The sequence below is a fragment of the Sphingomonas trueperi genome (assembly GCF_011927635.1).
In the GTDB taxonomy this organism is placed as follows: domain Bacteria; phylum Pseudomonadota; class Alphaproteobacteria; order Sphingomonadales; family Sphingomonadaceae; genus Sphingomonas; species Sphingomonas trueperi.
Genome location: NZ_JAATJB010000001.1, coordinates 21,630 through 34,077, shown reverse-complemented (window position 1 = coordinate 34,077; position 12,448 = coordinate 21,630). Strand labels below are relative to the sequence as shown.

The following is a 12,448-nucleotide window of genomic DNA, read 5'->3' as shown; positions in this document are numbered from 1 at the left end:
GCCCACATGCCTGACCTGAAACTCGCCAAGCTGCCGGATCGGAAGCCCCTCAAGCTGGCGATCCTCATCACGCCCGACCTGCACCAGCGGCTGCAGGACTATGCTGCGCTATATGCCGATACCTATGGGCAGAAGGAGGCGGTAACGGATCTGATACCAGCGATGCTCGCGTCCTTCCTTGAGAGCGACCGCAGTTTCGCAAGGGCAAATGGAGCAAACCGCCGGGGCTAGGGTGAGCGCCCATCTGGAGGAACGATCAATTACATTGAGCCAGATTATGGTGGCCTACTTTCCAGGGAACGAAGCCCGATACTGAATGCAACTGGCCGAGTTTGATTTCCCCAGCGCGGGACCGCAGAACCATTGGCGGCCTACCGGGCGTACCGTCGTCTGAGCCTCTCTTGCCGCGCGGCGGCAGGAGCTTTGCGAAAGGATCCAGAACTCCTGCTTGTATAGTAATACTGCTTGTGATGAGCTTCGCGGAAACAAGCCATGGGAGGCTAAACGGGCATCATCTGTCGCTTTGTATCCCCTTTAAGATTTTACCTTCCCATGGCCGCCTGCGGCTATCTTCCATGCGCGGTTGCTCAGGCGCGACGGTGTTGCCGCTATAGCAACATGCCCCGTCAGCGCGCCCGTGTCGCGATGAAGCGCCAGTCTGCGATCGCGGCGAAGCGATGCGGCTTGGCGTGGCGGGCGTATACGTCGCTATCGAGTATCGTCCGGAGGTCGGCGAAGCTGTCGTAGCGGACGACGACGATGTCGTCCCAGTGGTCGTCCGGTCCGGCGAGCAGGTTGTGGACCCGCTGGCCTGCATAGAGCAGCTCCGGTATCACGCCAGTGGCTTCGCACGCGGCGCGGAAACCGCCGACATATCCTTCATAATAGCCACTGCGAGAGTCCGGCTTTGCTTCCGCGAAACCCTCGGGATAGTCGGGCGCCTCGCGGAACTTCACCAGGTTCACCATCGCCACGGGCCCCTCGCCGATGGCCTGCGCGGCCGCGTCCAGGGCTGCGTCGTCGAGCTCGTTTGCGTGCATGTACTTGTGCCTCCAAGTTTCGTTGCAGCGAGTATCGCGATGCGCACGGGGCACGTGTAGGGATGCTGGGAGCAGGATCGAGTTGCCACCATGTCCACACCGCCCCATGTCCAGCGACTGTTGAACCTGCTGCATTTCGCGCGGGTGGTGGATGCCGGCTCGTTCGCGGAGGCGGCGCGTCGCGCGGGCACGACGACCTCGGCCCTGTCCAAGGCCGTCTCGCGCTTCGAGAAGGCGAACGGGGTGCGGCTGCTCCATCGCACCACCCATGCGATCTCGCTGACGCCCGAGGGCGAACGCCTGTTCGAAGGCGCGCGCGATCTGCTCCGCGAGGCCGAGAGGTTGGAGGCCCTGCTCGATCACGCGAAGGCGAGCGGGTCCGGCGGGCGCATCCGGCTGAGCGCGCCGGCGCCTTTCCTCCGCGCGAGGCTGGCGCGGCAGGTGCCCGCTCTTCTTCGCGCGAACGCGGACATCGAGCTGGAGCTCAAGATAGACGACGGCACGCTCGATCTCGCCGCCGAGGGCATTGACATCGCGATCCGGTTCGGCGCGCTCGCCGGCTATGCCAATGTCGTCTCGACGCCACTGGGCAGCTTCCCCTGGGTGCTGTGCGCGACGCCGCGCTATGTGGAGATCATGGGCACGCCGCAATCGCCGGCGGACCTCGACGCGCACCACCAGATCGGCTTTCGCGATCCCGGCTCGGGCCGCGTGATGGCGTGGCAATTCGCCGATCCGGACAGCGGCGTCGTGGTTCGGCACCTGCCGCGCCCGCGCATCGTGGTGGAGGACCTAGGGGCGATCTGGTCGATGATGCGGCAAGGGCTCGGGCTCGCCTGGGTGCCGGCCTGGGTCGGCCGTGGTCCCTTGCGCGACGGACGCGTCGTCGAGCTTCTGCGCGCGTGGCGCGTGCAGGAAACACCGATCCACGCGGTGCGCCTGGAGCGGCGCCATACCCCCTTGCGGGTCCGCTCGGTGCTGGACGGGCTGAAGGCGGCGGCAACGGACTGGCGCTATCTCGGCTGAGCCACTGGCCAAGCCCCGCCGGCACGCGATATGCGGAGCGGATGCGTGAACCTACCGAAGACCAGCTTGCCGCACTCGGCGCCGCGTTCGAAACCTTCGGCCGCCGCTACAAGCTGGCCGACGCGCTTCGTTCCGAGCGGCCGCTCGCCGAGCTGGACAAGGCGGTCCTGCTCTATGTCGCGGAGCATGCGGGTTGCGGCCCGACCGATGTCGCGCGCTTCCTGGGCGTGCCGACGACCACCCTGTCTTCGGCCACAGACCGGCTGGTGAAACGCGGCTTCCTCAAGCGCGAGCGCATCGAGGCCGATCGGCGTGCGGTGGCGCTGTCTCTGTCCGAGGCCGGCGCGGCCTGTGCGCGCGGCTTGGTGGATGCCTATCGCCAACTGCATCTGCTGATGCTGTCGCGATTGGCGCCCAACGAGCGCGACCCGTTCATCGCAATGATCGGGAAGATCGTGTATGACGATAGTTGAATAATCCGAAGTTCGTTGTATCGTTGCGGGGATGCTGCCACTGCAGCGTCGCGCCAGCGGACGGAGCCGAACCATGCCGATACGGGTCAACGATACAGAGGTTCCAGCGCCCGAGGACGCCCGCGTCTCGCTGCTCGACCTGTTGCGCGAGCATCTCCACCTTACCGGCACCAAAAAGGGATGCGACCAGGGCGCCTGCGGTGCCTGCACGGTCCTTCTCGACGGAAATCGCGTCCTGTCTTGCCTCACGCTCGCCGCCCAGGCGGAGGGGCGCGAGGTCCGCACGATCGAGGGAATCGCCGGCGCGGCAGGCGAGCTGCATGTGCTGCAGCGGGGCTTTGTCGAGCATGACGGCCTGCAGTGTGGCTATTGCACGCCGGGCCAGATCTGCTCGGCGATCGCCATGGCGGAGGAACTGCGGCGGGGCGACCCGAGCTACGTTACCCCGGACATCGCGGCGGGGCCGGCCGCTGTGACGCGGGAGGAAATTCGCGAGCGGATGAGCGGCAATCTCTGCCGGTGCGGCGCGCATAACGGGATCGTCGAGGCGATCGAGGCGATGCTGGCGGAGACCGCGGCATGACGCCGCTGTGCTATGTCCGCGCCGGCGATCGGGCGGATGCGCTGGCGCGGGTGGTAAACGGCGCGCGCTGCCTGGGCGGCGGCACCAACCTGGTCGATCTGCTGCGCCAGAATGTCGAACAGGCAAGCGAGTTGGTTGATGTAAGCCGCTTGGACGGGGACGTCCGCGAAAGCGATGGCGGCGAGCTGTTCATCGACGCCGCGGTCACCAACGCCGCGCTTGCCGCGCACCCGCTCGTGCGCCGCCGCTATCCGGTGCTCGCCCGCGCCCTGCTCGCCGGCGCATCGGCGCAGATCCGCAACATGGCGACCGTTGGGGGCAATATTCTTCAGCGGACACGCTGCATGTATTTCTACGACGTCGACGGCGCACGCTGCAACAAGCGCCAGCCGGGCGCCGGCTGCGACGCGCGCGAGGGGTTCGACCGCTATCATGCGATCCTCGGCGCCTCGGACCAGTGCGTTGCCACCCATCCTTCGGACATGTGCGTCGCGCTCGCGATGCTCGACGCCGTCGTTCACCTCTCGGGACCCGGCGGCGATCGATCGGTGCCGCTAACCGACTTGCATGTCCTGCCGGGCGCCACGCCGCAGGTGGAGACCGTGCTGCAGCCGGGCGAGTTGATCACCGGCGTAGAACTGCCGCCGCCGTCCGATGCGATGGTGCGGTCGGACTATCGCAAGGTCCGGGATCGCTCCAGCTATGCGTTCGCGGTGGTGTCGGTCGCGGGCGGGCTGGGGCTCGCCGAGGGGCGGGTCCGCGAAGCCCGGATCGCACTCGGCGGCGTTGCCGCCAAGCCATGGCGGGCACGGCGAGCCGAGGCGGCGCTGATCGGCCTCGCGCCGACCCCCGAGGCGCTCCTGGCCGCGATCCGCGAGGAACTGGCCGACGCCCGGCCGCTGTCCGGCAATGGCTTCAAGATCGGCCTCGTCGAACGCACCGTGGTCGCCGTCCTGACCACCCTTGCAGGAGCGCGCGCATGACCAAGCTGCAGAATGCGATCATCGGCGGCGTGCGCGCCGTCCTCGGCCAGGTGCCGGCAAGCTGGCTGCCCGGCGGCACGCCCGATCCGCTGATCGACAAGCGCGTGGCGCTCGGCGGGCAGCAGTCGCGGATCGACGGGCCCGACAAGGTGCGCGGGGCGGCACGCTTCGCCGCCGAAGTAGCGATGGAGGACCTGCTCTACGCCGCCTTCGTCCATTCGACGATCGCGCGCGGTCGGATCGCGGATCTGGACGTGTCGGATGCGGAAGCAGCGCCCGGCGTCGCGCTGGTCATGACCTATCGCAATGCGCCCAGGATCGGCGTGCCGCCGCCGATCGGGCTGACCAATCTCAAGGCGGCGGGCAATCACACGCTGCCCATCCTGCAGGATCCCGAGATCCACTGGAACGGGCAGGTTGTCGCGGTGGTGCTCGCGGAGACGCGCGAGCAGGCCGATCATGCCGCCAGCCTGGTCCGCGTGCGCTACGATGCCGCGCCGGCCCGGACGCGCTTCGAGGAGGGCAAGACCAGCGCAAGCATGCCGGAGTCGATCCTCGTCGAGCGCAACCGCCTCGACAAGGGCAATGCCGGCCAGAAGTTCGCGCAGGCGGCGGTCACGATCGACGGCGTGTATACGACGCCTTGGGAGAGCCATGCCCCAATCGAGCCGCATGCTGCGACGATCGCGTGGCGTGACGGCAAGCTGATCGTGCACGACGCGACCCAGATGATCCACGCCACCGCAGGCTCGTTCGCCAAGGTGTTCGGGCTGAAGGCGGAGGATGTCCATGTCAGCTCGCCCTATGTCGGCGGCGGGTTCGGCGCAAAGGCGCTGTGGGATCACCAGATCCTCGGCGTGGCGGCGGCGAAGCTCGCGGGGCGCCCGGTGCGGGTCGCGCTGTCCCGCGCGAGCATGCACCGGCTGATCGGCGGGCGCACCCGGACCGAGCAGCGCGTGGCGCTGGCGGCCGATGCGGACGGCAAACTCACCGCGCTGCTGCACCATGGCTATGGCGTGAAGCCGCGGCACAGCGTCTGCGACGAAGGGTTCAGCCTCACCGGCCGCTCGCTCTATGCCTGCGAGAGCTTCGACATCGTCCAGCACAATGTCGAGCTGGACCTGCTGGCGAACAGCTTCATGCGCGGCCCGGGCGAGACGCCGGGCACCTTCGCGATCGAGTGCGCGATGGACGAACTGGCCCATGCGCTCGGCATGGATCCCATCGAATTGCGGCGCCGCAACGCCGCGACCTGCGATCCGGTGAGCGGGGCGCCCCATTCGCAGAGCGCGATGATGGAGGCCTATGACCTGGGCGCGGCGCGGATCGGCTGGCACCGGCGCGCGCCGCGGCCCTGCACCCGGCGCGACGGCGAGTGGTGGATCGGCATAGGCTGCGCCACCGGCACCTTTCCCTTCACCCGCATGCCCGGCACCTCCGCCCGGATCACCCTTGACGCAAATGGCGACGCCCATGTCGCCAGCGCCGCGCAGGAAATGGGGATGGGTACCGCGACGGTCCAGCGCCAGCATGCCGCCGATCGGCTGGGCCTGCCGCTCGAGCGCGTCACGGTGGCGATCGGGGATTCGCGCCTGCCTTTCGCCAGCTTTGCCGGCGGATCGTCGCAGACCGCGTCGCTGGCGGCGGCGATCAGCGCGGCGAGCGGAAAGCTCGCGATCCAGCTGATGCGGCTGGCGGGCAACGACACGCCGCTGGCCGGCCTCAAGCCGAACGAGATCGAGTTCGCCGAAGGCGGCCTGCGCAGCGTCGAGGATCCCGCGCGCCACGAGAGCTTTGCCTCGATCCTGCGTCGGGCAGGGCGGGGCGAACTGAGCGCGATCGGCGAAAGCGGTGCGCCGCTCGAGGTGCTGAAATATTCGATGCACAGCACCTCGGCGATCTTCTGCGAGCTGCGCGTCAGCGAGGTCACCGGTGAGATCCGCGTCGATCGGCTGGTCGGCGCGTTCGACTGCGGCCGGATCCTCAACGCCAAGACCGCGGCCAGCCAGTTCAAGGGCGGGATGATCATGGGCCTGGGCATGGCGCTGACCGAGGAGACGCTGCTCGACGAGCGGACCGGCCGCATCATGAGCACGTCGCTCGCCGACTATCACGTGCCCGTGCATCTCGACGTGCCCGACATCGACGTGCTGTGGACCGACATCCCCGATCCCCGCACCCCGCTCGGCGCGCGCGGGATCGGCGAGATCGGCACGACCGGCGTGGCGGCGGCGGTCGCCAATGCGGTGTTCAACGCGACGGGCAAGCGGGTCCGGGACCTGCCGCTTACGCTCGACAAGCTGTTCTAGCCTGTGGATCGGCGCGGTCCCGCCGATCCGGGGGAGGTCCGTCAAGCACCCCGAGCAGATCTCGCCAAGCGGGTATCGATGGACCAGGCGACTGCCCCGTTCATGGCGATGTGCAGCGCGACGACGCCGAGGATAATCGGATATTCGATGCCCCGATCGATCCAGGGATAGGTCGGCCCCAGCGCAAGGCAGATCGCCACCATCTGGACCGCGAGCATCGGCGCGAACAGTCGCGTCGCGAAGCCGATGGCGATCGCCAACCCGCCAAAGCTTTCGAGCAGCGCCACGAACAATGCAAGTTGCGGCGCGAAGGGCAGGCCCAGCACATTCTCGATCAGGTTGACCGAACCCGCCATGGGATCGGCCATGGAGCCATGCGCGCTGCCGGTCAGCTTCGGCAAGCCGTGGGTCATGATGGTGATGCCGAAGGTCGTCCGGAGCAGAACATAGCTGGCCACGCGCCCGCGGGCGTAAAAACCTTCGGGGGCGGGGGAGAGCGAAGGAGGTGCATGTGTCGTCGCGCGGAAGGATGGGGCCGGCATGTCCAACTCCTTTACATGTTTCATAGGCGACAACAGTATCGTTGGAGCTTCCGCGCTCAAGTAGCAGGAGCTGAATTCACCATTCCAAACCTGGCAACAATTCCAGCTTGATGTGCTACAGCTACCGGCGCATCCGAGGACGCATGGATCGCTTCGACACCATGCGGCTCTTCGTCCGGATCGTGGAACGCGGAAATTTCGCAGGCGCGGCGAGAGACTTGGGGTTTCCCCGCGCCACGGTCACGCGCGCCATCCAGCAACTGGAAGGGCATCTCGGCACACGGCTGCTCGAGCGCACGACCCGCGCTGTCCGGCCGACGGACGACGGCATTGGCTACTATGGGCGATGCGTCCAGCTTCTGGCGGACCTCGACGAGATCGAAAGTGGATTTCGGCCATCCGAACCCAAGGGGCCGTTGTGCGTCGACATGCAGGGCACGCTCGCGCGGTTCTTCGTGCTGCCGGCGCTCCCCGACTTCCTGCGCCAGCATCCGGCGATCGAGCTCCGGCTGAGCGAGACCGATCGCATGGTGGATCTGGTCGAGGAAGGCATCGACTGCGTGCTGCGGGCGGGGGGCCTGCCCGACTCCTCCCTCGTGGGCCGAAAGGTGGCGGACGCCGAGCAGGCGACCTTGGCGAGCCCCGGCTATCTCGACCGTTTCGGCATGCCGTCGGCGCTGGAGGACCTTCCCAGGCATCGGATGGTCGCCTACGCCGCGTCCGCCTCCGGACAGCCGTACGCGCTCGACTTCATCGTCGACGGAGGGACGCGAGAGGTGCTGCTGCCGTTCGACGTCACCGTTCGCGGGGCCGAGCTCTACACGGCGGCGGGCGTTGCCGGTCTCGGACTGATTCAGGTTCCGCGCTATCGCGTGCAGCACCAGATCGATGCGGGCGCGCTGGTTCCTGTCCTCGCGCAGTTTCCGCCGCCGCCTATGCCGATATCGGTGCTGCACCCCGGCCACCGCACCGTATCGCCGCGGACCAGGGTGTTCGCCGACTGGCTGGTCGCCTTGTTCGAGCGACTTCAGGCAGAGGAGCGGCTGTAAGCCGCCTCTGGTCCCGTCCTGCGAACGAGCAATGCAGGAAGCGGCTCAAGCGAACCGCACGCCCGCGAGCCTGCACGACTCCTCCCACAGGCGTGCCGCCGCAGCCCCGTCGAGCGTCCGGGCAGGAGGCTTTTCGAGCGTGGGATAGCCGCGCGTGCCGCCCAGGGCGTGGGGGCCGTAATAGCCGCCGTCCTGCGCGCAGGGATCGGTGGCGGCAAAGAGCGTCGGCAGTGCGCCCTGCCATGCGGGCTGGAACAGGAAGGGCAGGAAGCGCCGTAGCCGCCCGGAGACGCTGTGCGGACCCGCGCCGTTCGCGATCAGGTCCGTGCGCGTGATGCCGGGATGCGCCGCCATGCTGGCAATGCCCCAGCCGTGCCAATGGCTTTGCCGGCTGAGCTCCAGCGCGAACAAGAGGCAGGCCAGCTTGGACTGGCTGTAGACCGGCATCGGCCGATAGCTGTGCTCGGCCTGCAGGTCCTCGAAAGCGATCGCGCCGCCGCGTGCGGCGACGCTGCTCAGTGTCACCACCCGCGGCTGCATTCCCCGCTTGAGCAGCGGCAGCAGCCGGGCGGTCAGCGCGAAATGACCGAGATAATTGGTGCCGAACTGCAGTTCGAAGCCGTCGCTGGTCTCCAGCCGCGCCGGCGGTGCCATGACCGCGGCGTTGTTGATCAGGAGGTCCAGCCCCTCCTGCCGGTCCGCCAGGCGCTCGGCGAACCGCGCGACCGATTCCAGGCTGGCGAGGTCGAGAAGTTCGAACCGTACCGTCGCGCCCGGGGCCGCCGCGTGCACGGCGGCAACCGCCTGCGCGCCCTTGTCGGGATTACGGCCGGCGATCACCACCGCGGCGCCCGCGCCGGCGAGCGCCCGGGCGTCCTCCAGGGCCAGGCCCCCGGTGCCGGTGACGACGGCCGAGCGGCCATGCTGCGGAGGGATGTCGGCGGCGGTCCAGCGATTCATGTCTGTTCTCGGATCGAGTGCAACTGCCGCCGGGATAGCGGGACGCCCGGCGCCCCGCTTGCCCGAAGCCACAGAAAACCTGTCCGATCCTCGCTTTCGTGGCGGAGCTTGCGCTACCGCCTGGTGACCGCCGCCATCAGCGCCTTGCGCTCCAGCACGTCGCGCTTCGGTGCGATGCCAAAGGTGCGGCTATATTCGCGCGTGAACTGCGACGTGCTTTCATAGCCGACCTGATAGGCCGCCGCGGTCACGTTCGCCGCATTGTCCAGCATCAGCCGGCGCGCCTCCATCAGCCGCAGTTGCTTCTGGAACTGGATCGGCGTCATCAGCGTCAGCGTCTTGAAATGCTGGTGGAAGGACGAGGGGCTCATGCCCGCGGCCTCCGCGAGATCCTCGATCCGCAACTTCTCGGCGAAGCGTTCGCGCAGCAGCCGGATCGCGCGGGTGATCCGCTCGAGATGCGTGTCGGCGATGAGCTGCTTGCAGATCTCCCCGCCCAGCGGACCGGTCAGCAGCCAGTAATAGACCTCGCGCATCAACGAGGGGAAGAGGATCGGCACCGCCTCGGGCGTCTTGGTCAGCCGCAGCATGCGGACTAGGCAATCGGCGAGCGAGTCGGTCACCCGCGTCACGAAGATGCTGGGTCCGTCATGCTTGCCGGGCTTGGGCCGCTGGTCGAGCTGTTCGAGCACCTCGCGCAGCAGTTCCAGGTTGAAGTCGATCGTCATGCCGACGAAGGGCTCCCCCGGCGACGCCCCGACGATGCGGCCCGACGCCGGCATCTCCATGTTGACGATCAGGCATTCCATCGCGCCATATTCGAGCGAGTCGTCGCCGAACTCGATCTGCTTGAGACCCTCGACCACCACGCACAGCGACGGCCGATAGATCTGCCGGTTCGCGGGCACGTGGCGCATCGCGCGGATGACGTGCACTTCCGGCGCCGGCAGCGGGAACAGCCCCTCGCCGCCGCCCCCCGCATCGATGTGCGCGTACACCGCCTCCCGCAACGCTGCGGCGGCGCGATCGTCCGGCGGCGCGATGGGCCGGGCGTGCGCGGCCCCGCCACGCGCGGCGCCATTTGGAGGAAAAGGCAAGATTTTCGCGGTTTCCGGCATTCTGGTCATCGAAGACACCTTCTAACTTGATGGCGCAGATAAGCCGAGGTGTTTCCCGAAGATGACAGATCCAGCGATCCCGTCAACCCGAAATTTGCACCAATCCATGGGCGATGTCGTAGCGTATGGTGAACTTCATCTTCGTGGATTAGGAGAAATTAGATTTGTCGGAGCGCTGTTGCTGGTAAGTATCGTCTGCCAGATCGACAGGATATTGCCGTTTATCTTGATAGAGCCGATAAAGCGCGAGCTTGTTCTTAGTGATGTGCAGATCGGCCTGGTGACCGGTCTGGCATCGGCGCTTTGCTATACGCTCTTTTCGCTACCGATCGCCCGCGCGGCCGATCGCGGCTCGCCGAGGCAGGTCTTGCTCGGCTGCGTCCTGTTCTGGAGCGCGATGACCGGGCTGGGCGGGCTCGCCACCAGCTTCGCCGCGCTCACCGCCAGCCGCTTCGGCGTTGCGATCGGCGAGGCCGGCGCGATCCCCGCCGCGCATGCGCTGATCGCCCGGCGGATCGCACCGGATCGCCGCGGCCGCGCACTCGGGCTGTTTTCGATGGGCATTCCGCTCGGCACGATGCTGGGCTTCTCGCTAGGCGGTGTCGTCGCCGATGCGCATGGTTGGCGGACGGCGCTGCTAGGCGCCGGTGTCGCGGGGGCCGTCTTGGCGATCCTGCTCGCCGGCCTGGGCCCGACCCCGCCGTTGCGGGAGCAAGGGGAAAGCGTCCCGTTCCTGAAGACGGGCAGGGTGTTGCTGGCATCGCGCGCGTTTCGCTGGCTGCTCCTTGCGGCGGTCGGCGTCGGCTTTGCGTCCGCGCCTTTCTACGCCTTTGCCGCGAGCTTCCTGATCCGTGTCCATGGGTTCAGCGCCGCGCAGGCGGGCCTCGCCTTCGGGCTGCTCCAGGGCGGCATGGGGCTGGTCGGCACGCTGCTGGGCGGGCGCGATTTCGATCGGCGGCGCAGCGCAGGCAATCGCCGCCTGCTCGCGACACCGGCGACGTTGTTCCTTGTCGCGGGCGCCGCTGCCAGTGCCGCGCTGTTCGTGCCGATCGGCTGGCTCGCGATCGCGCTGTTGGTGCCGACCATGCTGTCCTTCGCCTTCATGTTGCCCGGGGCCTTCGGTGCCGCGCATCTGGTCGCCGGCGCCGGCCATCAGGCGATGGCCTCGAGCATGGTCCTGATCGCGTCGGGACTGCTGGGGCCGACGCTGGCGCCGATGCTGGTCGGCGCGGCGAGCGATGCCGCAGGCGACGCGGGCATCCGCCACGGCCTGCGCTTCGGCCTGCTGCTCGTGCCGATCGCCAGCGCGATGACTGCCGCGGCCATGCTGGTCGCCAACCGCCATATCGCCGGCGCCGGGAAACCGACGATGGCCTGAGATCGGGCCTGCGGCTCCCGACCGCAGACCCGCCGAGGGATCACCCACCGCCGCCCCTGGGTGGTGGGCGATCCCTCGAATCGCCGCCGGAGGCCCCCCCCCCGCCTCCGGCGGCTACCCCCATGACGAGGAGTTTCGACCATGCGTATTCTGCTGCTGCTTTCCTTTGCCTGGACCACTGCGCTGACCAGCGCGACCGCCTATGCCCAGCAAGCCCCCGCCGAGGTCGGCGGCGCCCATGGCATGGTCGCGCTCGGTGCCGGGGTGGTTCCCGAGTTCGACGGCGCCGGCGACGTGCGCCCCTTTCCCTTCGCCACTGCCGACATCCGCTGGCGCGGGGTCAACTTCCAGCTCCGCGGCAATGGCGCGCGTGTCGATCTGGTGTCCGATCCACGCTTCGCTGCCGGGCCGGTGATCGGCCCGCGCCTGCCGCGACAGGATGTGGACGGGCGGCTCGGCCGGCTTCCCGAGATCGGCACCGCGGTCGAGGCGGGCGGGTTCGTCGGCTACCGGATCGGCGGCAATGCCCAGGGGCAGGGCGGGGTGCAGCTCGAATTGTCCGTCGTGCATGACGTGTCGGATACGCATGACGGTCTGCTGGCGACGGCGAGCGCCTCCTACGCCGCCGTGCAGCGCTCCGACCTGTTCCTGTCCTTCGACCTGCGGACGACCTGGGCGGATGCGAAATATACCCGCACCTATTTCGGCATCGACGCAGGTGGCGCGGCGGCAAGCGGACTCGCGCCTTACCGTCCGGGATCGGGGCTGCGCGATGTCGGCGGCGGGGTGACGGCGGGTTATTGGTTCGATCGCCATCTGGGCGTGATCGCCCATGCCAGCGCCGGCTATCTCGTGGGCGATGCCGCCGACAGCCCGGTCACGCGCGAAGGCAGCCGCTGGCAGCCGATCGCCGGCCTGATGCTCGCCTATCGTTTCTGACCGCAGCCCCGGCGCAGGCCGAGGACGGCCGGCGCCGGGCTCGCCTTG

13 protein-coding genes are annotated in these 12,448 nt (G+C 68.1%); 9 read left to right on the top strand and 4 right to left on the bottom strand.

The features are described 5' to 3' along the window. The first annotated feature begins 6 nt into the window (after positions 1-6). Positions 7-231: a DUF2274 domain-containing protein gene (locus tag GGR89_RS00180; protein WP_125974575.1), complete on the top strand. Its 225-nt coding sequence runs from the start codon at positions 7-9 to the stop codon at positions 229-231. Between the two features lie 395 nt (positions 232-626). On the opposite strand, the gene GGR89_RS00175 is transcribed toward GGR89_RS00180, so the two are convergent. After that, on the bottom strand, positions 627-1,040 hold the full coding sequence (locus GGR89_RS00175) for a hypothetical protein (protein WP_125974573.1): 414 nt from the start codon (positions 1,038-1,040) through the stop codon (positions 627-629). Between the two features lie 90 nt (positions 1,041-1,130). Here GGR89_RS00175 and GGR89_RS00170 point away from each other — a divergent pair, with 90 nt between their 5' ends. The 5 genes from GGR89_RS00170 to GGR89_RS00150 all read left to right on the top strand — a co-directional run bounded on the left by GGR89_RS00170 (position 1,131) and on the right by GGR89_RS00150 (position 6,414). Next, positions 1,131-2,066, top strand: coding sequence for a LysR family transcriptional regulator (locus tag GGR89_RS00170; protein ID WP_125974571.1), 936 nt, complete (start codon positions 1,131-1,133; stop codon positions 2,064-2,066). A 41-nt stretch (positions 2,067-2,107) separates the two neighbouring features. Then, positions 2,108-2,539, top strand: coding sequence for a MarR family winged helix-turn-helix transcriptional regulator (locus GGR89_RS00165; protein ID WP_125974569.1), 432 nt, complete (start codon positions 2,108-2,110; stop codon positions 2,537-2,539). Positions 2,540-2,612: 73 nt separating this feature from the next. Next, positions 2,613-3,122 (top strand): (2Fe-2S)-binding protein, encoded by a 510-nt coding sequence (locus GGR89_RS00160; protein WP_125974567.1) that lies wholly within the window; start codon positions 2,613-2,615, stop codon positions 3,120-3,122. Then, positions 3,119-4,105: an FAD binding domain-containing protein gene (locus GGR89_RS00155; RefSeq protein ID WP_125974565.1), complete on the top strand. Its 987-nt coding sequence runs from the start codon at positions 3,119-3,121 to the stop codon at positions 4,103-4,105. Before GGR89_RS00160 ends, GGR89_RS00155 begins: the two co-directional genes overlap by 4 nt. Next, complete coding sequence (locus GGR89_RS00150; RefSeq protein WP_125974563.1) at positions 4,102-6,414, top strand: xanthine dehydrogenase family protein molybdopterin-binding subunit; 2,313 nt, start codon at positions 4,102-4,104, stop codon at positions 6,412-6,414. Before GGR89_RS00155 ends, GGR89_RS00150 begins: the two co-directional genes overlap by 4 nt. A 41-nt stretch (positions 6,415-6,455) precedes the next feature. Here the strand turns inward: GGR89_RS00150 and GGR89_RS00145 are convergent, their stop codons facing one another. After that, entirely contained in the window at positions 6,456-6,872 is a 417-nt protein-coding gene (locus tag GGR89_RS00145) for a DoxX family protein (RefSeq protein ID WP_209092074.1), read from the bottom strand. 227 nt (positions 6,873-7,099) lie between these two features. On the opposite strand from GGR89_RS00145, the gene GGR89_RS00140 reads away from it, so the two are divergent. Further along, on the top strand, positions 7,100-8,005 hold the full coding sequence (locus tag GGR89_RS00140) for a LysR family transcriptional regulator (RefSeq protein ID WP_125974559.1): 906 nt from the start codon (positions 7,100-7,102) through the stop codon (positions 8,003-8,005). Positions 8,006-8,050: 45 nt separating this feature from the next. On the opposite strand, the gene GGR89_RS00135 is transcribed toward GGR89_RS00140, so the two are convergent. Further along, positions 8,051-8,965, bottom strand: a complete 915-nt coding sequence (locus tag GGR89_RS00135) for an SDR family oxidoreductase (protein ID WP_125974557.1) — start codon at positions 8,963-8,965, stop codon at positions 8,051-8,053. A 113-nt stretch (positions 8,966-9,078) separates the two neighbouring features. Continuing rightward, positions 9,079-10,092, bottom strand: a complete 1,014-nt coding sequence (locus GGR89_RS00130; RefSeq protein ID WP_245201523.1) for an AraC family transcriptional regulator — start codon at positions 10,090-10,092, stop codon at positions 9,079-9,081. A 97-nt stretch (positions 10,093-10,189) separates the two neighbouring features. Here GGR89_RS00130 and GGR89_RS00125 point away from each other — a divergent pair, with 97 nt between their 5' ends. Beyond that, positions 10,190-11,461, top strand: a complete 1,272-nt coding sequence (locus tag GGR89_RS00125) for an MFS transporter (protein ID WP_241217882.1) — start codon at positions 10,190-10,192, stop codon at positions 11,459-11,461. Between the two features lie 141 nt (positions 11,462-11,602). Then, positions 11,603-12,400: a MipA/OmpV family protein gene (locus GGR89_RS00120; protein WP_125974553.1), complete on the top strand. Its 798-nt coding sequence runs from the start codon at positions 11,603-11,605 to the stop codon at positions 12,398-12,400. Positions 12,401-12,448 lie beyond the last annotated feature (48 nt).

Bases quoted from the DNA above. Each gene is read 5' to 3' on its own strand.
- GGR89_RS00135 (WP_125974557.1), bottom strand. From the start codon at position 8,965: ATGAATCGCTGGACCGCCGCCGACATCCCTCCGCAGCATGGCCGCTCG.
- GGR89_RS00125 (WP_241217882.1), top strand. From the start codon at position 10,190: ATGGGCGATGTCGTAGCGTATGGTGAACTTCATCTTCGTGGATTAGGA.
- GGR89_RS00150 (WP_125974563.1), top strand. From the start codon at position 4,102: ATGACCAAGCTGCAGAATGCGATCATCGGCGGCGTGCGCGCCGTCCTC.
- GGR89_RS00165 (WP_125974569.1), top strand. From the start codon at position 2,108: ATGCGTGAACCTACCGAAGACCAGCTTGCCGCACTCGGCGCCGCGTTC.
- GGR89_RS00175 (WP_125974573.1), bottom strand. From the start codon at position 1,040: ATGCACGCAAACGAGCTCGACGACGCAGCCCTGGACGCGGCCGCGCAG.
- GGR89_RS00120 (WP_125974553.1), top strand. From the start codon at position 11,603: ATGCGTATTCTGCTGCTGCTTTCCTTTGCCTGGACCACTGCGCTGACC.
- GGR89_RS00180 (WP_125974575.1), top strand. From the start codon at position 7: ATGCCTGACCTGAAACTCGCCAAGCTGCCGGATCGGAAGCCCCTCAAG.
- GGR89_RS00130 (WP_245201523.1), bottom strand. From the start codon at position 10,092: ATGACCAGAATGCCGGAAACCGCGAAAATCTTGCCTTTTCCTCCAAAT.
- GGR89_RS00155 (WP_125974565.1), top strand. From the start codon at position 3,119: ATGACGCCGCTGTGCTATGTCCGCGCCGGCGATCGGGCGGATGCGCTG.
- GGR89_RS00160 (WP_125974567.1), top strand. From the start codon at position 2,613: ATGCCGATACGGGTCAACGATACAGAGGTTCCAGCGCCCGAGGACGCC.
- GGR89_RS00140 (WP_125974559.1), top strand. From the start codon at position 7,100: ATGGATCGCTTCGACACCATGCGGCTCTTCGTCCGGATCGTGGAACGC.
- GGR89_RS00170 (WP_125974571.1), top strand. From the start codon at position 1,131: ATGTCCACACCGCCCCATGTCCAGCGACTGTTGAACCTGCTGCATTTC.